Source organism: Massilia jejuensis (genome assembly GCF_042656795.1).
Taxonomy (GTDB): Bacteria; Pseudomonadota; Gammaproteobacteria; order Burkholderiales; family Burkholderiaceae_D; genus Telluria; species Telluria jejuensis.
The window spans coordinates 177,334-197,149 of record NZ_JBHSMS010000013.1 but is presented as its reverse complement, the minus strand read 5'-3'; the positions used below and the strand labels follow the sequence as shown (position 1 = coordinate 197,149).

Sequence of the window (19,816 nt, the reverse complement as noted above, 5' to 3'; positions counted from 1 at the left end):
TTGTCTAAGACATAACACGAATGTAGCCTAAGCCTAGCAGAAAATCCAGTTACGCAGGGCGGAAAGCCGTTCTCGGCTTGCAAGGCCATGAAAGAATGCTACGATGCCGCCCATAATTATTCCCTGACCAGCGAAAGCGGAGACACTCATGAGCGGTCCACACTATCCGGGCTTCGACACCCTGGCATTGCACGCGGGCGCGGCGCCCGACCCGGCCACCGGCGCGCGCGCCACGCCCATCCACTTCACGTCCTCCTTTGCTTTCCGCGATTCCGACCACGCCGCCTCACTGTTCAACATGGAACGCAGCGGCCACGTGTACTCGCGCATTTCGAACCCGACCAATGCGGTGCTCGAAGAGCGCATCGCCGCGCTCGAGGGCGGCGTGGCCGGCATCGCCACGGCCAGCGGCCAGGCCGCGATGTTCCTGGGCCTGTCGACGATCGCCGGCGCCGGCTCGCACATCGTCGCATCGCGCGCGCTCTACGGCGGCTCGCACAACCTGCTGGCCTACACGCTGAAGCGCTTCGGCATCGACACCACCTTCGTCGACCCGCGCGATCCCGACGCCTGGCGCGCCGCGATCCGGCCCGGGACCAAGGTCCTGTTCGGCGAAACCCTGGGCAATCCGGGCCTGGACGTGCTCGACATCCCGCGCATCGGCGCCCTGGCCCACGAGCACGACCTGCCCCTGATGGTGGACGCCACCTTCACCACGCCCTACCTGCTGCGTCCCTTCGACCTGGGCGCCGACCTGGTCTTCCATTCGGCCACCAAATTCCTGTGCGGGCACGGCACGGCCATCGGCGGACTGCTGGTCGACGGCGGCACCTTCGACTGGCACCGGGCGCATGCGCGCAGCGGCCGCTTCGAAGAACTGTGCGAGCCGTACGAAGGCTTCCACGGGATGGTGTTCGCCGAAGAGTCGACCGTCGGCGCCTTCGCCCTGCGCGCGCGGCGCGAAGGCCTGCGCGACTTCGGCGCCGTGATGAGTCCGCACAATGCCTTCGCCATCCTGCAGGGGATCGAAACGCTCGGCCTGCGCATGGACCGCCACGTCGCCAACACGCGGCGCGTGATCGACTTCCTGCTGTCGAACCCGGCAGTGGCCTCGGTGTCCTATCCCGAGCTCGACACCCACCCGGACCACGCGCTGGCGAAAACGCTGCTGCCGCGCGGCTGCGGCGCCGTGCTGACCTTCAACCTGAAGGGCGACCGCGCCGCCGGCCGGCGTTTCGTCGATGCCCTGAAAGTGTTCTCGCACCTGGCCAATGTCGGCGACGCCAAGTCGCTCGTCATCCACCCGGCGTCGACCACCCACTTCCGGGTGCCGCCCGAGCAGCTCGCGGCGTCCGGCATCACCGCGGGCACGATGCGCCTTTCGGTCGGCCTGGAAGACGCGGACGACCTGATCGAAGATTTGGCGCGCGCGCTCAAGGCGTCGCAGAAGGGAGCATGAGAATGGGTACAGGCCTGACCCTCGACATCCAGGGCGAACCAGCTTATTGCTACACCGGCGGCAAGCCCTTCGATGCGGCGCTGCCGGCCGTCGTCTTCATCCACGGCGCCCAGAACGACCATTCGGTGTGGGGCTTGCAGTCGCGCTGGTTCGCGCACCATGGCTACGGCGTGCTGGCGGTCGACCTGCCGGGCCACGGCCGCAGCGGCGGTCCCGCGCTGGGCACGGTCGAACAGATGGCCGACTGGCTGCTGGCCGTGCTCGACGCGGCCGGCGTGCGCAAGGCGCTGCTGGTGGGCCACAGCATGGGGTCGCTCGTCGCACTGGAAGCCGCACGGCGCGCGCCGCAGAAGGTGCGCGCGCTGGCCATGCTCGGCACCACCTATCCGATGAAGGTGTCGGACGCCCTGCTTGCCAGCGCGCGCGACGACGAGGGCGCGGCGATCGACATGGTCAACATCTGGTCGCATTCGACCATCGCCCCCAAGCCCGCGAGCCCGGGCCCGGGCTTTTCGGTAATGGGCGGCGCGCGGCGCCTGATGCAGCGCATGTCGGCCATCAACCCCGACCGGCTGTTCTACAACGATTTCTCGGCCTGCAACGCCTACGCCAACGGCGAGGCGGCCGCGCAAGCGGTGCGCTGCCCGGTGCTCTTCATTTTCGGCAGCAAGGACATGATGACGCCGGCGCGCTCGACCCGGACGCTGACCGGCGCGATCGCACACGGCAAGGTGGTGCAGGTCGACGCCGGCCATGCGCTCATGAGCGAGCAGCCCGACGCCGTGCTCGACGCGCTGGACGCGTTCGCGCTCTCGCTCGAGACCACGCCCGGACCTTGACGCGACCGCCCGGCGGCCGGGCCGTCGCATCGCGCTAGCGTTCCATGAAATAGCCGCTGAGCGGCTGGTCCAGTCCCTGCGCCACGGCCGTCTCGACCTGCCGCGCCAGGCCGGCGGCGTCGAGCGACAGGTGCGATCCTGCCACCTGCTGCGCATTCGGCGCCAGTGCGGCGCGCGCGCCGCCGAAGACGAACAGGCGGTACACGTCGGCCACGCGCAGCTTGTCCGGATCGGCCAGCAGGACCCAGCTGTCCGATCCGGCGCGCGCCGCGCCGCGCCAGCGCGCCGGCGAGGGTGGCTCGGCCTGCACCCGCCCGACCCAGCCGGCCGCCACCATCTGCTCGAGCAGCAGGCTGATTTCGTCGTAGCCGATCCGGGTGTGGAGCCGGATCGCGCTCGCGCTCACCAGCGCCGAACCGGTCGCGTGCGCGCCGCCGTGCAGGACCTTGAGCACCGCCATCGCGTCGACGAACGCGCCGCCCGGCGCCGGCACGTGCCACCAGCGCTCGTACTTCACGACCGGCAGCGCGGCCGCGACCACCGCGCCGAGCAGCGTGATCAGCCAGGACAGGTACATCCACAGCAGGAACAGCGGCAGCGCCGCCAGCGCACCATAGATGATGGCGTAGGTCGGGAACTGGCGGATGAACAAGGCGAACAGGCGCTTGGCCAGCTCGAAGGCGATCGCGGCGGCCAGCGCGCCCCAGAGGGCGTCGCGCCAGTCGACGTGGCGGTTCGGCACGGCCACGTACAGCAGCGTATAGGCGCCGGTGGTGAGCGCGATCGAGGCGATGCTCGACAGGACGGTGCCCAGCAGCGGGACCGCCCGGGTCATGCCGCCGGTGGCCGTGAACAGCTGCGCCGTCAGCGAGATCGACAGGCCGAACAGCAAGGGGCCGAGCGTGATCAGGGCCCAGTAGGTCAGCATGCGCTGCATCAGGGGGCGCGGCTGACGCACGCGCCAGATCTGGTTGAATACGCGCTCGATCATGCCCATCATCGCGGTCGTCGTGAACAGCAGCGCCACCGCGCCCAGCGCCGAGAGACCCTTGGCCTTGTCGGCAAACTGGGTCAGGTTGGCGATGATCGTGTTCGAGATCGCCTTGGGCATCAGGGCCTGCGCGAAATACGTCTCCAGGGCCGTGCGGAGCTGACCGAAAATCGGAAACGTGGTAAAAATCGCTAGCACGATCGTCAGCAGCGGCACCAGTGCCAGCGTCGTGGTAAAGGTGAGGCTGCCTGCTACCTGGGGCAGCATTTCCTCGCGCAGGCGACGCCGCGCGAAGCGCACCAGGTCGCGCACTTCAGGCAGGCTCAGGCCGCGCACGCGCTCGACGCCGTCGCCGAAGATCTCGTTCGTGGAGCGCGAAAGCGCATGAACTGTTTTGGAAAGCATGATCTCGTTTCAGATTCGCCCAAGGTGGCAATGGCTCGAGCAAAGCATTCTATAATACCAACGATGAACCCGACCTCCCTGACTATTCTCGTGTTGTACTACTCGCGCCATGGCGCCACCCGCAAGCTGGCCGAGCTGATCGCCCAGGGCGTCGAAAGCGTCCCTGGCATGGAGGCCCGCATGCGCACGGTACCGGCGGTCTCGACGGTGGCCGAAGCGACGGCGCCCGCCATCCCCCAGGACGGCGCGCCCTATGTCGAACTGTCCGACCTGGCCGAGTGCGCGGGACTGGCGATGGGTTCGCCTACGCGCTTCGGCAACATGGCATCGGCAATGAAATACTTCCTCGACGGAACAGCCGCCGAATGGCTGGCCGGCACCCTGTCCGGCAAACCGGCGGTCGTGTTCGCCTCCACCGGCAGCCTGCACGGCGGCCAGGAAGCGACGCTGCTGTCGATGATGATTCCCTTGCTGCACCACGGCATGCTCGTCATGGGCCTGCCCTATACCCAACCCGAACTGATGACCACGACCAGCGGCGGCAGCCCCTACGGCGCCACCCACTGGGCCGGCATCGACGGCGACAAGCAGGTCACCGAGGACGAAAAGCGCCTGGCCGTGGCGCTCGGACGCCGCCTGGCCGAAGCCGCCGCAAAGTTGCAATACCCTTTGCACGGACCACGCTGATGCAAACCCAAAAAATCTTTCATGCCGGAGCGATCGCCAGCCTGATCCTGCTGATCGGCTGGCTCGTGGCCTGGGAAGCCTGGGTCGCCCCGCTGCAGGCGGGTGCCTGGCTGCTGGCCCTGAAAGCCCTGCCGCTGATGCTGCCCCTGCGCGGCGTGATCAAGCGCGACCTGTACACGCTGCAGTGGTCGTCGATGGTGATCCTGGTGTACTTCGCCGAAGGCGTGGTGCGCGCCTGGAGCGACACGCGCGAACTGTCGCGCATGATGGCGCTGGGTGAAGTGGCGCTGGTCTGCGTGTATTTCGCCTGCGCCCTGCTCTACCTGCGTCCCTACAAGAAGGCCGCGCAGCGGATGGCAAAGGAATTGCTCGACAAGGTAAAAGTGCCGCATGACTGAGGATTTCCTCGGGCGCTGCCGCGAGATCGTCGGCGCGCCCTGGGTGCTGGCGGCGCAGGCCGACATGGCGCCCTACCTCACCGACTGGCGCGGCCGCTTCACCGGCCGCGCCCGCGCCGTGCTGCTGCCCGGCAGCACCGGGGAAGTGGCGCAACTGGTCGCCGCCTGCGCCGCCAGCCGGGTGCCGATCGTGCCCCAGGGCGGGCGCACCGGGCTGGTGCTGGGCAGCGTGCCCGATGCCAGCGGCGCGGCCGTGGTGCTGTCGCTGCGGCGCATGGACCGCATCCTCGAACTGGACACGACCAACCGCACGATCACCGTCCAGGCCGGCGCCATCCTGCAGCAGATCCAGGACGCGGCCGCCGGCGCCGGCCTGCTGTTCCCGCTCTCGCTGGCGGCCGAAGGCAGCTGCACCATCGGCGGCAACCTGTCGACGAATGCCGGCGGCACCGCCGTCCTGCGCTACGGGAACACGCGCGACCTGTGCCTGGGCCTGCAAGTGGTCACACCCGGCGGCGACGTGTGGGACGGTTTGCGTGGCCTGCGCAAGGACAACACCGGCTACGCCCTGCGCGACCTGTTCGTCGGCGCCGAGGGCACGCTCGGCGTGATCACGGCCGCCGTGCTCAAACTCTACCCGCAGCCGAAGGCCTCGACCACGGCGCTCGTGGCCATGGATTCGCCGGAACGCGCGCTCTCGCTGCTCTCGCTCATGCAGGACCGGTGCGCCTCGAGCCTGACGGCCTACGAACTGATGTCCGACTTCTGCCTGCGCCTGGTGGCCGAGCATTTCCCGCACCTGCCCTGCCCCTTCGCGCGCAGCCATGCGCAGTATGCGCTGCTGGAAGTGTCGAGCAGCGAATCGGAAGCGCATGCGGTGAGCCTGCTCGAAGGCGCGATCGAAGCGGCGCTCGAGGGTGGCCTGGCCGACGACGCCGTGGTGGCGACCTCGCTGGGCCAGTCGAGCGCCCTGTGGCAGCTGCGCGAGCACATCCCGCTGGCCCAGGCCAGCGCCGGCAAGAACATCAAGCACGACGTCTCGCTGCCCATTTCGCAGATCGGCGCCTTCATCGCCGCCACCGATGCCCGGCTGGCCAGCGCCTTCCCCGGCTGCCAGGTGGTCTGCTTCGGCCACCTGGGCGACGGCAACCTGCACTACAACGTGGCGCCCATGGCCGGGGTCTCGCACGACGCATTCCTGGCCAACCAGGATGCGATCAACCGCATCGTGCACGACAGCGTGGCCGCCTTCGGCGGCTCGATCTCGGCCGAACACGGCATCGGCGCGCTCAAGCGCGAGGAGCTCAAACGCTACAAGGACCCCGTCGAACTGAACATGATGCGCGCCATCAAGGGCGCCCTCGACCCGCTCGGCATCATGAACCCCGGCAAAATCTTGTGATGCGGGGAGCGCATCGATGAAGACCAGGCACGCGCCCGACAGCGCGCAGCCCGGCGCAGGCGTTGGCGGTGCGATGTCCGGCCTGAACGTCCTGGCGCGCTGGCTGCTGGTCGGCGAATGGCGCGCCCATCCGCTGCGCGCCGTGCTGGCGGTGGCGGCGATCGCGGTCGGCGTCGCCATGGGCTTCGCCATCCACCTGATCAACGCGGCCGCCTTCAACGAATTCTCGAGCGCCATCAAGAGCCTGTCGGGCCAGGCCGACGTCCAGGTCGCCGGGCGCGAGCCGCTCTTCGACGAAGCCATCTATCCGGTGCTGGCGCAGCACGAGGGCGTGGCGCTGGCCTCGCCCGTGCTCGAGATCCAGGCCGCGGTGCCGGGCGCGAAAGGCTCGCTGCGCCTGATCGGCATCGATCCGCTGCGCGCCGGCCTGATCGCGCCCGACCTGATGGGCGTGCCCGCCGAAGGCCGCGCCACCGACGTGCTGGCCGACGATACCGTCTTTCTCTCGCCCGCCGCCCGCAGCTGGCTGGACCTGCGGGGCGGCCCGCTCACGGTGCGCGCCGGCACCAGCGACATCGCGCTGCGCGTGGCCGGTCCGGTGCAGCGCGCGCGGCCCGGCCAGCGCTTCGGCGTGATGGATGTGGGCGCCCTGCAGTGGCGCTTCGGCCAGCTCGGCAAGCTATCGCGGGTCGACCTCAAACTGCGCGACGGCGTGAACCGCGCCCAGTTCGAGGCGCGCCTCGGCGCCAGGCTCGAACGCGATTTTCCCGGGCGCTTCCGGGTCCAGCAGCCGAACGACAGCGACCAGGAAAGCCGCAACAACAATCTCAGCCGCGCCTACCGCGTGAACCTCACGGTGCTGGCCCTGGTCGCCCTGTTTACCGGCGCTTTCCTCGTGTTCTCGACCCAGGCCTTGTCGGTGATGCGCCGGCGCAGCCAGTTCGCGCTCCTGCGCGTGCTCGGCGTCGAGCGCGGCCAACTGCTGCGCCAGGTGCTGGTCGAAGGCGCCAGCCTGGGCGTCGTCGGCGCGCTGCTGGGCGTGGCGGGCGGCTACGCGCTGGCCGCCGCCGCCCTGCGCCTGTTCGGTGGCGACCTCGGCGCCGGCTACTTCCCCGGCATCAAGCCGCAGGTCGTGTTCACGCCGGTGGCGGCCCTGGTCTTTTTCGCGCTCGGCCTGGGCGTGGCCCTGCTGGGCTGCCTGGGGCCGGCGCTGGAGGCGGCGCGCGCGCGGCCGGCCGTCGCCCTGAAGGCCGGCAACGACGAAGCGGCGCTGTCGCACCTGTCGCGCCTCTGGCCCTCGCTGGCCTGCTTGGTCCTTGCCGCCCTGTTCGCCTTCGCGCCGCCGGTATTCGAGCTGCCGCTGTTCGGCTACGCCGCCATCGCCCTCCTGCTCATCGGCGGCATCGGCCTGATGCCGCGCCTGGCGTCGGGCAGCTTCCACCTGCTCGCGCGCCTGCTGGAGCCCGCGCCGCGGCCGCCGCCGGTGCTGGCGCTGACGCTCGCGCGCCTGGCCAATGCGCCGGGCCAGGCCTCGATCGCGCTGGGCGGCATCCTCGCCAGCTTCAGCCTGATGGTGGCGATGGGGATCATGGTGGCCAGCTTCCGGATCTCGGTCGACGACTGGATGCGGCACATCCTGCCGGCCGACCTGTACGTGCGCAGCGCCGCCGGCGGCAGCTCGGGCTTTTTCGGCAAACCGGAACAGGAGGCCATCGTGCGCGCAGCCGGCGGCGGCCAGGTGCAGTTCCTGCGCACCCGCCCGCTGTCGCTGGCCGCCGACCGTCCGGACGTGATCCTGATCGCGCGCGACATCGACGCCGCCAATCCCGGCCGGCTGCTGCTCCTGGTCGGGGACGCGGCCCCGGTGCCGGCCGGCGCGCGCCCGGCCTGGGTCTCGGAAGCGATGGTCGACTTGTACGGCGCCCGGGTCGGCCAGACGCTGGCCCTGCCGCTGGGCGGCAAGCCGTCGCCCTTCTTCGTTGCCGGCGTCTGGCGCGACTATGCCAACCAGTCCGGTTCGATCGTCGTGCGCCTGGCCGACTACCGCGCCCTGACGGGCGTGCCCGAGGTCACCGACGCCGCCATCTACGCCGGCGGCGCGGCAAACGCCGACGGGATCGAGCGGGCGCTGCGCGCGCTGCCCTTCGGTTCCGCGCTGCAGCTGGCGCGTCCTGGCGAGATCCGCGCCATGAGCCTGCAGATTTTCGACCGCAGCTTCGCCGTCACCTACCTGCTGGAGGCGATCGCCATCGTCATCGGCCTGTCGGGCGTGGCCGCCACCTTTTCGGCCCAGACGCTGGCGCGGGCGCGCGAGTTCGGCATGCTGCGCCACGTGGGCGTCACGCGGCGCCAGGTGCTCGGCATCCTCGCCGTCGAGGGCGGCCTGCTCACCACGCTGGGCGTGGCCTGCGGCTTCGGCCTGGGCCTGTTGATCAGCCTGATCCTCGTCTTCGTAGTCAACCCGCAATCCTTCCACTGGACCATGGGCCTGCACCTGCCCTGGGGCTTGCTGGGAACGGTCGCCGCGGTGCTGGTGGCCGCCTCGGTGGGCACCGCGCTGGTATCGGGCCGGTATGCATTGTCCGGCGGCCCGGTGCGCGCCGTCAGAGAGGACTGGTAATGCGCTTGCTGCTACTGCTGCTCTTGTTCGTCGCCGGCCTGGCGCAGGCCGCGCCGCCGGCTTTCGCGCCCGTCACGCCCGGCCGGCCCCTCGTCTTCCCGCGCGACTACGGCGCCCATCCCGATTTTCGCACCGAATGGTGGTACGTGACGGGCTGGCTCAAGACCGCCGCCGGCAAGCCGCTCGGGTTCCAGGTGACCTTTTTCCGCAGCCGCACCGAACACGATCCCGCCAATCCGAGCGCGTTCGCCCCTCACCAGCTGGTGATCGGCCATGCGGCCCTGTCCGACCCCGGCCACGGGCGCCTGGTGCACGACCAGCGCAGCAGCCGCGCGGGCTTCGGGCTGGCCTGGGCCAAGGCGGGCGACCTCGACCTGAAACTCGACGACTGGCGCATGGTGCGCGCGCCCGACGGCAGCTACCGCGTCGCGCTCAAGTCGTCCGAACTGACGCTCGAACTGACGCTCGCGCCGACCCAGCCGGTCCTGCCGCAAGGCGAAGGCGGCTATTCGCGCAAGGGTGCCGCGGCCAGGCATGCCAGCTATTACTACAGCCTGCCGCACCTGGCGGTGACCGGCGTGGCCGGCCGCGCGGGCGCCGTCGAGCCGGTCACGGGCAGCGCCTGGTTCGATCACGAATGGTCGAGCGAGGCGCTGCAGCCCGAGGCCAGCGGCTGGGACTGGATCGGCGCGAATCTCGACGACGGCTCGGCGCTGATGGCTTTCCAGATCCGCGCCAGGGACGGTGGTAAACTATGGGCGCACGCCACCGTGCGCGGGCCCGATGGAAAGATCACCCGCTACGCGCCCGGACAGGTGGGATTTTCTCCGCAGGCGCGCTGGAAGTCGCCGCGCACCAATGCCGAATACCCGGTCGCCACGACGATCACGACCGGGGCCACGCGCTGGCAGATCTCGCCCCTGCTGCAGGACCAGGAACTCGACTCGCGCCGCTCGACCGGCGCCGTGTATTGGGAAGGCGCGGTGAGCGTCGCGCGCGACGGCGTGCCGGCAGGACGCGGCTACCTGGAGATGACGGGCTATGTACGCGCGATGAAACTTTGAAGCAGCGACTCCGGCCACCAGAACAACAAGCAGAACAACAACAAGCGACACGATGACCAAGCGTTCTCCCGGCAGTACCGATTCCGCCTCCAGCAGCGCAGCAGCACGCAAGGGCAGCCTCTCCGCCTTCAAGGGCCTGCTGCCCTTCCTGCTCCCTTACCGCCGCCAGTTCATCCTGGCCGGCATCGCCCTGCTGTTCGCGGCCGGCGCCACGCTTGCCATCCCGGCCGCCTTCAAGCAGATGATCGATCTCGGCTTCGGCGCGCAAGCGGGCGAGCACAGCATCCGCCATGTCGACGCCACCTTCCTGGCGCTGTTCGGCGTGGCCGCCGTGCTGGGCGTGGCCACGGCGGCGCGTTTCTACATGGTGTCCTGGCTGGGCGAGCGCGTCACGGCCGACATCCGCAGCGCCGTCTACCGCCACGTCGTGCACCAGAGTCCCGAATTCTTCGAAAGCACCCAGACCGGCGAGGTGCTCTCGCGCCTGACCACCGACACCACCCTGATCCAGACCGTGGTCGGCACCAGCATCTCGCTCGCGCTGAGAAATACCCTGCTCTTCGTGGGCGGCCTGGCGATGCTGTTCGTGACCAGCGCCAAGCTGACCGCGATCATCCTCGCCTTGCTGGTGCTGGTCATCGTGCCGATCGTGCTGTTCGGCCGCCGCGTGCGCAAGCTCTCGCGCGACTCGCAGGACCGCATCGCCGACGCCTCGGCCCTGGCCGGCGAGATCCTGAACGCCATGCCGACCGTGCAGGCCTATACCCACGAGAAGATCGAGGCCGAGCGCTTCGGCGCCAGCGTCGAAGGCGCTTTTCAAGCGGCCATGCAGCGCATCCGCGCCCGTTCCCTGCTCACCATGCTGGCCATCGTGCTGGTATTCGGCACCATCGTCTTCGTGCTGTGGCTGGGCGCGCACGCGGTACTGGAAGGGACCATGACCGGGGGCGACCTCGGCCAGTTCATCCTGTACGCCGCGATCGTGTCCGGCTCGATCGGCGCCCTGGCCGAAGTGATGGGCGAAGCCCAGCGCGCCGCGGGCGCCACCGAGCGCCTGCTCGAATTGCTGGCCGCCCGCTCCGACATCCGCAACCCAGCGCATCCGCGTCCGCTCCCGGCCCGCTCCTCGAACGGCGCGGCGCTGGCCCTGCACGACCTGACCTTCGCCTATCCGTCGCGCCCGGAGACGGCGGCCCTGTCGCACCTGACGCTGTCGATCCGCCCCGGCGAGACCGTGGCCGTGGTAGGCCCTTCGGGCGCCGGCAAGACCACGCTGTTCCAGCTGCTGCTGCGCTACTACGATCCGCAGTCCGGCGCCATCACCCTCGACGGCGTCGACATCCGCGACCTCGACCTGCATGCGCTGCGCGGTGCGATCGGCATCGTCCCGCAAGACACCGTCATCTTCTCGGCCGACGCCATGGAAAACATCCGCTACGGCCGTCCCGATGCCGGCGACGAGGAGGTGATCGCCGCGGCCAGGCTGGCCGCGGCCCACGAATTCATCGAGCGCCTGCCCCAGGGCTACCGCTCCTTCCTGGGCGAGCGCGGGGTGCGCCTGTCGGGCGGCCAGCGCCAGCGCATCGCGATCGCGCGCGCGCTGCTGAAGAACCCGCCGCTGCTGCTGCTCGACGAAGCCACCAGTGCGCTCGACGCCGAATCCGAGCGCCTGGTGCAGGGCGCGCTGGAAGCGGCCATGGTCGGCCGCACCACCGTCATCATCGCGCACCGCCTGGCCACCGTGCAGCGGGCCGACCGCATCGTCGTCATGGAAGACGGCCGGGTGGTCGAAACCGGCACCCACGCCTCGCTGGTGGCGCTCGGCGGCATCTATGCCAACCTGGCGGCGCTGCAATTCCACCACGTTCATGTGGAGCATTAATTATCGAACATGGTGTTGTTTTGCAGCAAAAGATTACCGGATTTTCCGATATTTATAATTGACTGAGAGCAAGCAATCGGTATGATCGGCAATATCAACCATTGCCCCTCTCCGAAATGACTAATCAATACCACCCTGCAAACTGGAACGTCGGTACCAAAGTCAGCGCCTTCAGCTTCGCTCTCGTCGGCGCCATCATCGCCACCCTGGTACTGATGATGACATTTACAACCGCCTCGATGCTCGAGGAGCGCGCCACCCACAACATGCAGAACGAGCTCAAGGGCGTCGTCAGCACCGTGGAACTGTTCAACCGCACGGTCTCGAGCGAAGCGGTCAGCTTCGGCAAGATCTTCGCGTCCGGTTTCGGCGGCACCTTCGAAAGCGATCCTGCCGCCATGGTCGATGTCGGCGGCAGGAAGGTGCCGTCCCTGAAGCACGAGGGCACCGCCCTCAATCTCGATTTCAGCGCGCCCGACCGCTTCAGCGCCTCGACCGGCGGGAATGCCACCATTTTCGTGGCCGACGGCGACGACTTCGTGCGCGTCAGCACCTCGGTCAAGAAGGAAAACGGCGAGCGCGCCGTCGGTACCCAGCTCGACCGCGCCAGCCCGGCCTACGCCGCCCTGAAGGACGGCAAGGTCTATGTCGGTCTCGCCAAGCTGTTCGGCAAGCACTTCATCACCCAGTACACACCGGTGCGCGATGCCGGCGGCAAGATCATCGGCGCGATGTATGTCGGCGTCGACATCAGCGGCGACGTCGCCGCCCTCAAGGAGCGCATCCTGTCGATCAAGGTCGGCGACACCGGCTACTTCTACGTGCTCAACGCCGCCGCCGGCAAGAACTACGGCGAGCTGCTGGTGCACCCGAAACGCGAAGGCGACAACCTCCTCGACAGCCGCAGTGCGGACGGCCATGCATTCGTGAAAGAGATCCTCGAGAAGAAGACCGGCATGATTACCTACGACTGGCAGAATCCGGGCGACAGCGGCGCGCGTGAAAAGGTCGTCGCCTATGCCCACTTCAAGGACTGGAACTGGGTGATCGCCGGCGGCACCTACCGCGAAGAAATCACGCAGGAAGCTTCGCGCCAGCGCAACAGGTTCATCGTCTTCGGCCTGGTCGCCCTTACGGTCTTCGCCGCCGTCCTCTATGCGTTCGTGCGCGCCACGGTGACCCGCCCCCTGGCCGCCGCCCGCGACGCCGCCTTGCGCATCGCCGAAGGCGACCTGACCGTGACGATCGAACGCCGCCACGCCGACGAGATCGGCCTGCTGACGGAGGCCATGAACGGCATCAGCAGCAAGCTCTCGGCGGTGGTGGGCAAGGTGCGCATCGGCGCCGAGCAGATCGCCAATGCCTCGAACGAAATCTCGACCGGCAACCTGGACCTGTGCACCCGTACCGAACAGCAGGCCAGCAGCCTGGCCACGACTTCCTCGTCGATGGGCGAGCTGACAGAGACCGTGCGCCAGAACGCCGAGCACGCGCGCCAGGCCAACACGCTGGCCGTCTCCGCCTCGACCATCGCCCAGAAGGGCGGCAGCATGGTGGCGCAGGTGGTCGACACGATGGAGTCGATCAACCAGTCTTCGCGCAAGATCGCCGACATTACCGGCGTCATCGACGGGATCGCCTTCCAGACCAACATCCTGGCGCTGAACGCCGCCGTGGAAGCGGCACGCGCCGGCGAACAGGGACGCGGCTTCGCCGTCGTCGCCAACGAGGTGCGCAACCTGGCCCAGCGCAGCGCCGCCGCGGCCAAGGAAATCAAGACCCTGATCGCCGCCTCCTCCAGCGAAGTCGACGCGGGCCGCGAGCTGGTCTCGAAAGCCGGCGCCACCATGAACGAAGTGCTCGCCAGCGTCGGCCGCGTGACCAGCATCATGGCCGACATCACGGCCGCCAGCGCCGAACAGAGCAGCGGCATCGAGCAGGTCAACCGCGCCATCGGCGAGATGGACGACACGACCCAGCACAATGCGGCGCTGGTCGAAGAAGCGAGCGCGGCCGCCCAGGCGCTGCACGACCAGGCCGACGAACTGGCGCGCGCGGTGCGTTTGTTCAGGCTCGACGACAGTACCGCCGCGCTGCCGGCACCGGTGCGGCACGCTGCGCTGACGCACGGTTGACGCACGGTTGACGCGCGGTTCAGGCGGGCCGGCTGCCTGGGTGGGCACGCGTGCCCGCCCAGGCGCTTCGCCACCGCTTCCCACGCCTTCGTCGACGGTGTAAAGTTGCCTGCCACCCCAGGAGCCCACCTTGACCGACGCTGAACTGATCCGCCGCTGCGACACCGTCTTTCCCGGCCACCGCGCCCGGACTCCCGCCGAGATGTACGCGTGCATGGCCGCCTGGTGCGACCGGCACAGGGTCGAGCACGACATCTACGGCAGCGGCGACCTGGTCGAAGCCTTCGAGGAAAAGATCGCCGCCCTGCTCGGCTTCCCGGCCGCCGTCTTCTGCATCAGCGGCACCATGGCGCAGGCGACCGCCCTGCGCCTGGCCTGCGAGGAGCGCGGCAAGGCCCCGGCCGCCCTGCACCCGACCTCGCATATCTTCGTCCACGAGCGCTCCAACTACCAGCTTCTGGACCACTTCGATGCGCTGCAGGCCGGCGAGCGCACCCGCCCCTGGACGGTGGCGGACCTGGAAGCCATTCCGGACCGGCTCGGCGCCGTCGGCCTTGAAATCCCGATGCGCGAGATCGGCGGCCAGCTCTCGCCCTGGCACGAACTCGACGCCATCAAGGCGCACTGCAAGGCGCGCGGCGTCCACCTGCACATGGACGGCGCGCGCCTGTGGGAGGCGCAAGCCGGCTACGGCCGCAGCGCGCGCGAGATCGCGGCCGGCTTCGATTCGGTCTATGTCTCGCTGTACAAGGGCATCGGCGGCCTCGGTGGCGCCATGCTGCTGGGCAGCCGCGCCTTCGTCGAGCGCGCCGCCGAGTGGTTCCGGCGCCAGGGCGGCAACGTCATCCACCGTTCGCCCTACGTGGTCTCGGCGGCGATGCAGTTCGACGCCCGCCTGGCCGCGATGCCGGACTATTTCAGCCGCACCGAACTGCTCGTCGAACTGCTGCGCGCGCACCCCGAGATCCGCGTCAATCCCGCCAAGCCGGGCGCCAACATGCTGCACCTGCACCTGGACGTGGGCCGCGCGCGCGCGCTGGCGATCCGCGCGGAGCTGGCCGAGCGCCACGGGATCTGGCTCTTCAACCGCGTCTCGCACGGCCCGCTGCCGGACACCAGCTACTTCGAGCTGTACGTGGGCGACAACCTGCTCGCCATTCCCGAAGAGCGGCTGCGCGCGGCGCTGGCCATTTTCGCAAGCGCCTTGCGCATCGGTTAAAATAGCCCGTTTCGCCGCAAGGACAGCAATGCGCCAATACCTCGACTTCATGCGCCATGTGAGAGAGCACGGCGCGCTCAAGACCGACCGCACGGGCACCGGCACCCTGTCCGTCTTCGGCCACCAGATGCGCTTCAACCTGGCCGACGGCTTTCCGCTGGTGACCACCAAGAAGGTGCACCTGAAATCGATCGTGCACGAACTCATCTGGTTCCTGCAGGGTTCGACCAACATCGCCTACCTGAAGGATAACGGCGTCTCGATCTGGGACGAATGGGCCGACGCCGACGGCGACCTCGGCCCCATCTACGGCTACCAGTGGCGCAGCTGGCCGACCCCGTCGGGCGAACACATCGACCAGATCAGCCAGGTGCTCGAACAGATCAGGCACACGCCGGACTCGCGCCGCATGATCGTATCGAGCTGGAACGTGGCCGACATCCCGCGAATGAAGCTGCCGCCCTGCCACGCCTTCTTCCAGTTCTACGTGGCCGACGGCAAGCTCTCCTGCCAGCTGTACCAGCGCAGCGCCGACATCTTCCTGGGCGTGCCCTTCAATATCGCCTCCTACGCGCTGCTGACCCACATGATGGCGCAGCAGGCGGGCCTGGAGGTGGGCGACTTCATCTGGACCGGCGGCGACTGCCACCTCTACGCGAACCACCTCGCGCAGGCCGATCTGCAGCTCGCGCGCGAACCCTTTCCGCTGCCCAGGCTCGTCATCAAGCGCCGACCGGAATCGATCTTCGACTATCGCTTCGAGGATATCGAGGTCGTGGATTACCAGTCGCATCCGGGGATCAAGGCGCCGGTGGCGGTGTGAAGTCCGGGCGGCCGGGCGGGCCGGCGCGCGACCGCGCCACGCCTGGCTGCGTCCTCGCTCTCGCCTGGCGCCCCCTGCCGGACCGGACCCTGGTAGCGGCCGACCGCATCGAAACCCTTGCCGGTACGGGTATCCTGGGAGACCTGCATGCCGACGCCTGCTCGCCGCGCCAGCTGCTTCTTGCCGGCGGCCCCGCATACAGCGACCTGGCACTTCCTCCGCATGCCTTGCGTGAAAACCTGCTCGTCGACTTCGATACGGCCAGTCTCGGTTCCGGAACGGTCCTGCAGATCGGCGCGACCGTCCGCTTACGCATGATGTTCCAGTGCGAGGCCTGTGGGCTGCTCGATACCGTCCAGCCGCGCCTTGCCCGGCGCATCGGGGACCGGCGCGGCATGCTGGCGCGGGTGCTGACAGGGGGCGTCATCCACAACGGCGACCCGGTGCGCGACCTCGGCCTGCTGGAATCTCCCTGGCCGGACGACTGGCGCGAGCGCGTGCGCCGGGTGGTCGAGGCCGTGCCGGCCGATTCGGTCATCGAATACCGCCAGCTGGCTCGCCTGGCCGGCATCCAGTCGAGCTACTGCCGCGCGTTTCCGCGACTGCTCGCCGGCCTCGGCACGGCCTGCGCGGCAAAGGCCGTCGCCGCGAATTCGCCGGCGACGCGCCCGCGCTGGCAGGGCGAGGGGCTGTTCGGGCGCTGGTGAGCACCGTGGCGCCGCACAAGGGACTTGACACGCCGTCCCACTCGCGACACCATCTGCCCTCCCCACATGCTCAATCGACAAGGACTACCGACATGCGCGCGCCCGCCCCCGCTTTCCACCGCCACGGCGGGAACTTCCGAGGGGATGCCCGATGAGCCGCCTGACCCTGGTCGTGGCGATCGACGCGCAGCGCGGTATCGGCATCGCCAACCGCCTGCCCTGGCACCTGCCCGAGGACCTGGCCCACTTCAAGCGCGTCACGCTGGGCCAGCCGATCATCATGGGCCGCAAGACCTTCGATTCGATCGGCCGCCCGCTGCCGGGGCGGCGCAACATCGTCATTACCCGCAATCCCGGCTGGCGCCACGAGGGCGTCGAGGCGGTCGCTTCGCTGGAAGCGGCGCTCGCACTCATCGGCGACGGGCCGGCCAGCATCATCGGCGGCGCCCAGGTCTTCGCCGCCGCGATCGACCGCGCCGACCGCATGATCGTGACCGAGATCGCCCACACCTTCGACTGCGACACCTTCTTTCCACCGATCGACGCCGCGGCCTGGGTCGAAGCCGCCCGCGAGACGCACCATTCCGAGGCCAACGGCGTCGACTACGCCTTCGTAACCTACCTGCGCAAGGGCGCCGCCGCATGAGCGCGCCGGCCCGGCACTGATGTGCGCCAGACACGGCCGCATCCCGCTACCCTAGTTGCAAAGCCATTAGGTCGGCTAGTAAAAAAACTCACACCGGGCAGCGGATTTTCTGCGAAAATCCGCTTCTTATTTTTCGGTGCCGTGCGTGGCGGACCGCCCAACCCGGGCGGGTCCGCTCCCACGGCGCTTCGCATTGGAGCTGTCAATGAAATTTCGTTTCCCCATCATCATTATTGACGAGGACTTCCGTTCCGAGAACACGTCGGGCCTGGGCATCCGCGCGCTCGCCGCGGCCATGGAAAAGGAAGGCATGGAGGTGCTCGGCCTGACCAGCTACGGCGACCTGTCGCAGTTCGCGCAGCAGCAGTCGCGCGCCTCGGCCTTCGTGCTGTCGATCGACGATGAGGAATTCGGCGGCGGCTCGATCGAAGAGACCGATACCGCGCTGACCCGCCTGCGCGCCTTCGTGCAGGAGATCCGCCACAAGAATTCGAACATCCCGATCTACATCTACGGCGAGACCCGCACCAGCCGCCACATCCCGAACGACATCCTGAAGGAGCTACACGGCTTCATCCACATGTTCGAGGACACGCCGGAATTCGTCGCGCGCCACATCATCCGCGAAGCCAAGGCCTATCTCGATTCGCTGGCGCCGCCCTTCTTCCGCGCGCTGGTCAACTACGCCTACGACGGCTCCTATTCCTGGCACTGCCCGGGCCACTCGGGCGGCGTCGCCTTCCTGAAGAGCCCGGTCGGCCAGATGTTCCACCAGTTCTTCGGCGAGAACATGCTGCGCGCCGACGTCTGCAACGCGGTCGAGGAACTCGGCCAGCTGCTCGACCACACCGGTCCGGTCGCCAAGTCCGAACGCAACGCCGCGCGCATCTACGGCGCCGACCACTGCTATTTCGTCACCAACGGCACCTCGACCTCGAACAAGATGGTCTGGCACAGCACCGTCGCGCCGGGCGACATCGTCGTGGTCGACCGCAACTGCCACAAGTCGATCCTGCACTCGATCATCATGTGCGGCGCGATCCCCGTGTTCCTGATGCCGACCCGGAACAACCTCGGCATCATCGGCCCGATCCCGCTCGAAGAGTTTACGGAAGAATCGATCGCCCGCAAGATCGAGGCCAATCCCTTCGCGCGCGAGGCGAAGGACAAGAAGCCGCGCATCCTGACCATCACCCAGTCGACCTACGACGGCGTGGTCTACAACGTCGAGACCCTGCGCGAAATGTTGGACGGGAAGATCGAGACCCTGCACTTCGACGAAGCCTGGCTGCCGCACGCGACCTTCCACGACTTCTACAGGAACATGCACGCGATCGGCCGCGACCGCCCGCGCGCCAGGCAGTCGATGATCTTCTCGACCCAGTCGACGCACAAGCTGCTGGCCGGCCTGTCGCAGGCCTCGCAGGTGCTGGTGCGCGAATCGGAAACGGTCAAGCTCGACCAGGACGCCTTCAACGAAGCCTTCCTGATGCACACCTCGACCTCGCCCCAGTACTCGATCATCGCCTCCTGCGACGTGGCCGCGGCCATGATGGAAGCGCCGGGCGGCACCGCCCTGGTCGAGGAATCGATCCTGGAAGCGCTCGACTTCCGCCGCGCCATGAAGAAGGTCGACGCCGAATTCGGCAACGACTGGTGGTTCAAGGTCTGGGGCCCGAACACCCTGTGCGAGGAAGGCATCGGCACCCAGGAAGACTGGATGATCGGCGCCGACGACGACTGGCACGGCTTCGGCAAGCTGGCGCCGGGCTTCAACATGCTCGACCCGATCAAGGCGACCGTCGTCACGCCCGGCCTGTCGCTCGACGGCCAGTTCGGCGAGAGCGGCATCCCGGCCTCGATCGTGACCAAGTACCTGGCCGAACACGGCGTGATCATCGAGAAGTGCGGCCTGTACTCGTTCTTCATCATGTTCACCATCGGGATCACCAAGGGCCGCTGGAACACCCTGGTGACGGCGCTGCAGCAGTTCAAGGACGACTACGACCGCAACCAGCCGATGTGGCGCGTGATGCCGAAGTTCGCCGCCGCCAACCCGCGCTACGAAAGCAGCGGCCTGCGCGACCTGTGCACGCAGATCCACACTTTCTACAAGCAGTACGACGTGGCGCGCCTGACGACCGAGATGTACCTGTCGGACATGGTCCCTGCGATGAAGCCGTCGGACGCGTTTGCCAAGATGGCGCGCCGCGACATCGAGCGCGTGGCCATCGAAGACCTCGAAGGCCGCACCACCGCGATCCTGCTGACGCCTTACCCGCCGGGCATTCCGCTGCTGATCCCGGGCGAGCGCTTCAACAAGATCATCGTCGACTACCTGCGCTTCGCGCGCGACTTCAACGAGCGCTTCCCGGGTTTCGAGACCGACGTGCACGGGCTGGTCAAGCGCGAGGTGAACGGCAAGCGCGATTACTTCGTCGATTGCGTGAAGCTGGACTGATTGTTACGGTCCCGATGCGCAAAGAGGAGCCGTGGGCTCCTCTTTTCCTTTGCAGGCCAAGGCCGGCATGCGCTTGCG

Annotated in this window: 15 protein-coding genes; 14 read left to right on the top strand and 1 reads right to left on the bottom strand. The window is 68.3% G+C overall.

From position 1 onward, the window contains the following. Positions 1 to 148: 148 nt before the first annotated feature. Together ACFPOU_RS04025 and ACFPOU_RS04020 are read left to right on the top strand one after the other, a co-directional pair. Positions 149 to 1,459: an O-acetylhomoserine aminocarboxypropyltransferase gene (locus tag ACFPOU_RS04025; RefSeq protein ID WP_379717449.1), complete on the top strand. Its 1,311-nt coding sequence runs from the start codon at positions 149 to 151 to the stop codon at positions 1,457 to 1,459. A gap of 14 nt (positions 1,460 to 1,473) precedes the next feature. After that, positions 1,474 to 2,298: an alpha/beta fold hydrolase gene (locus ACFPOU_RS04020; RefSeq protein WP_379717561.1), complete on the top strand. Its 825-nt coding sequence runs from the start codon at positions 1,474 to 1,476 to the stop codon at positions 2,296 to 2,298. A gap of 34 nt (positions 2,299 to 2,332) precedes the next feature. On the opposite strand, the gene ACFPOU_RS04015 is transcribed toward ACFPOU_RS04020, so the two are convergent. Continuing rightward, positions 2,333 to 3,694: a YihY family inner membrane protein gene (locus ACFPOU_RS04015; protein WP_379717447.1), complete on the bottom strand. Its 1,362-nt coding sequence runs from the start codon at positions 3,692 to 3,694 to the stop codon at positions 2,333 to 2,335. A gap of 63 nt (positions 3,695 to 3,757) precedes the next feature. Between ACFPOU_RS04015 and wrbA the strand changes: the two genes are divergently transcribed. The 12 genes from wrbA (at position 3,758) to ACFPOU_RS03955 (ending at position 19,738) form a co-directional block, all read left to right on the top strand. Then, positions 3,758 to 4,381 (top strand): NAD(P)H:quinone oxidoreductase, encoded by a 624-nt coding sequence (gene wrbA / locus ACFPOU_RS04010; protein WP_379717445.1) that lies wholly within the window; start codon positions 3,758 to 3,760, stop codon positions 4,379 to 4,381. Next, positions 4,381 to 4,779, top strand: a complete 399-nt coding sequence (locus tag ACFPOU_RS04005) for a DUF2069 domain-containing protein (protein ID WP_379717443.1) — start codon at positions 4,381 to 4,383, stop codon at positions 4,777 to 4,779. The genes wrbA and ACFPOU_RS04005 overlap by 1 nt, the downstream gene beginning before the upstream one ends. Beyond that, positions 4,772 to 6,181 (top strand): FAD-binding oxidoreductase, encoded by a 1,410-nt coding sequence (locus ACFPOU_RS04000; RefSeq protein ID WP_379717441.1) that lies wholly within the window; start codon positions 4,772 to 4,774, stop codon positions 6,179 to 6,181. The genes ACFPOU_RS04005 and ACFPOU_RS04000 overlap by 8 nt, the downstream gene beginning before the upstream one ends. 73 nt (positions 6,182 to 6,254) lie before the next feature. Further along, positions 6,255 to 8,801, top strand: a complete 2,547-nt coding sequence (locus ACFPOU_RS03995; protein ID WP_379717559.1) for an FtsX-like permease family protein — start codon at positions 6,255 to 6,257, stop codon at positions 8,799 to 8,801. Further along, positions 8,801 to 9,865, top strand: coding sequence for a lipocalin-like domain-containing protein (locus ACFPOU_RS03990; RefSeq protein WP_379717439.1), 1,065 nt, complete (start codon positions 8,801 to 8,803; stop codon positions 9,863 to 9,865). The genes ACFPOU_RS03995 and ACFPOU_RS03990 overlap by 1 nt, the downstream gene beginning before the upstream one ends. Before the next feature lie 52 nt (positions 9,866 to 9,917). Beyond that, entirely contained in the window at positions 9,918 to 11,747 is a 1,830-nt protein-coding gene (locus ACFPOU_RS03985) for an ABC transporter transmembrane domain-containing protein (protein ID WP_379717437.1), read from the top strand. Between the two features lie 116 nt (positions 11,748 to 11,863). Then, positions 11,864 to 13,882, top strand: coding sequence for a methyl-accepting chemotaxis protein (locus tag ACFPOU_RS03980; RefSeq protein ID WP_379717435.1), 2,019 nt, complete (start codon positions 11,864 to 11,866; stop codon positions 13,880 to 13,882). 130 nt (positions 13,883 to 14,012) lie between these two features. Further along, on the top strand, positions 14,013 to 15,101 hold the full coding sequence (locus tag ACFPOU_RS03975) for a threonine aldolase family protein (protein WP_379717433.1): 1,089 nt from the start codon (positions 14,013 to 14,015) through the stop codon (positions 15,099 to 15,101). Between the two features lie 28 nt (positions 15,102 to 15,129). Continuing rightward, positions 15,130 to 15,924, top strand: coding sequence for a thymidylate synthase (gene thyA / locus ACFPOU_RS03970; protein ID WP_379717431.1), 795 nt, complete (start codon positions 15,130 to 15,132; stop codon positions 15,922 to 15,924). Then, positions 15,921 to 16,631, top strand: a complete 711-nt coding sequence (locus ACFPOU_RS03965; protein WP_379717429.1) for an MOSC domain-containing protein — start codon at positions 15,921 to 15,923, stop codon at positions 16,629 to 16,631. The genes thyA and ACFPOU_RS03965 overlap by 4 nt, the downstream gene beginning before the upstream one ends. Before the next feature lie 151 nt (positions 16,632 to 16,782). Next, positions 16,783 to 17,277: a dihydrofolate reductase gene (locus ACFPOU_RS03960; RefSeq protein ID WP_379717427.1), complete on the top strand. Its 495-nt coding sequence runs from the start codon at positions 16,783 to 16,785 to the stop codon at positions 17,275 to 17,277. Positions 17,278 to 17,482: 205 nt separating this feature from the next. Then, entirely contained in the window at positions 17,483 to 19,738 is a 2,256-nt protein-coding gene (locus ACFPOU_RS03955; protein WP_379717425.1) for an Orn/Lys/Arg family decarboxylase, read from the top strand. The last annotated feature ends 78 nt before the right edge of the window (positions 19,739 to 19,816 follow it).

Bases quoted from the DNA above. Each gene is read 5' to 3' on its own strand.
- ACFPOU_RS04025 (WP_379717449.1), top strand. From the start codon at position 149: ATGAGCGGTCCACACTATCCGGGCTTCGACACCCTGGCATTGCACGCG.
- ACFPOU_RS04015 (WP_379717447.1), bottom strand. From the start codon at position 3,694: ATGCTTTCCAAAACAGTTCATGCGCTTTCGCGCTCCACGAACGAGATC.
- wrbA (WP_379717445.1), top strand. From the start codon at position 3,758: ATGAACCCGACCTCCCTGACTATTCTCGTGTTGTACTACTCGCGCCAT.
- ACFPOU_RS04005 (WP_379717443.1), top strand. From the start codon at position 4,381: ATGCAAACCCAAAAAATCTTTCATGCCGGAGCGATCGCCAGCCTGATC.
- ACFPOU_RS04000 (WP_379717441.1), top strand. From the start codon at position 4,772: ATGACTGAGGATTTCCTCGGGCGCTGCCGCGAGATCGTCGGCGCGCCC.
- ACFPOU_RS03995 (WP_379717559.1), top strand. From the start codon at position 6,255: ATGTCCGGCCTGAACGTCCTGGCGCGCTGGCTGCTGGTCGGCGAATGG.
- ACFPOU_RS03990 (WP_379717439.1), top strand. From the start codon at position 8,801: ATGCGCTTGCTGCTACTGCTGCTCTTGTTCGTCGCCGGCCTGGCGCAG.
- ACFPOU_RS03985 (WP_379717437.1), top strand. From the start codon at position 9,918: ATGACCAAGCGTTCTCCCGGCAGTACCGATTCCGCCTCCAGCAGCGCA.
- ACFPOU_RS03980 (WP_379717435.1), top strand. From the start codon at position 11,864: ATGACTAATCAATACCACCCTGCAAACTGGAACGTCGGTACCAAAGTC.
- thyA (WP_379717431.1), top strand. From the start codon at position 15,130: ATGCGCCAATACCTCGACTTCATGCGCCATGTGAGAGAGCACGGCGCG.
- ACFPOU_RS03960 (WP_379717427.1), top strand. From the start codon at position 16,783: ATGAGCCGCCTGACCCTGGTCGTGGCGATCGACGCGCAGCGCGGTATC.
- ACFPOU_RS03955 (WP_379717425.1), top strand. From the start codon at position 17,483: ATGAAATTTCGTTTCCCCATCATCATTATTGACGAGGACTTCCGTTCC.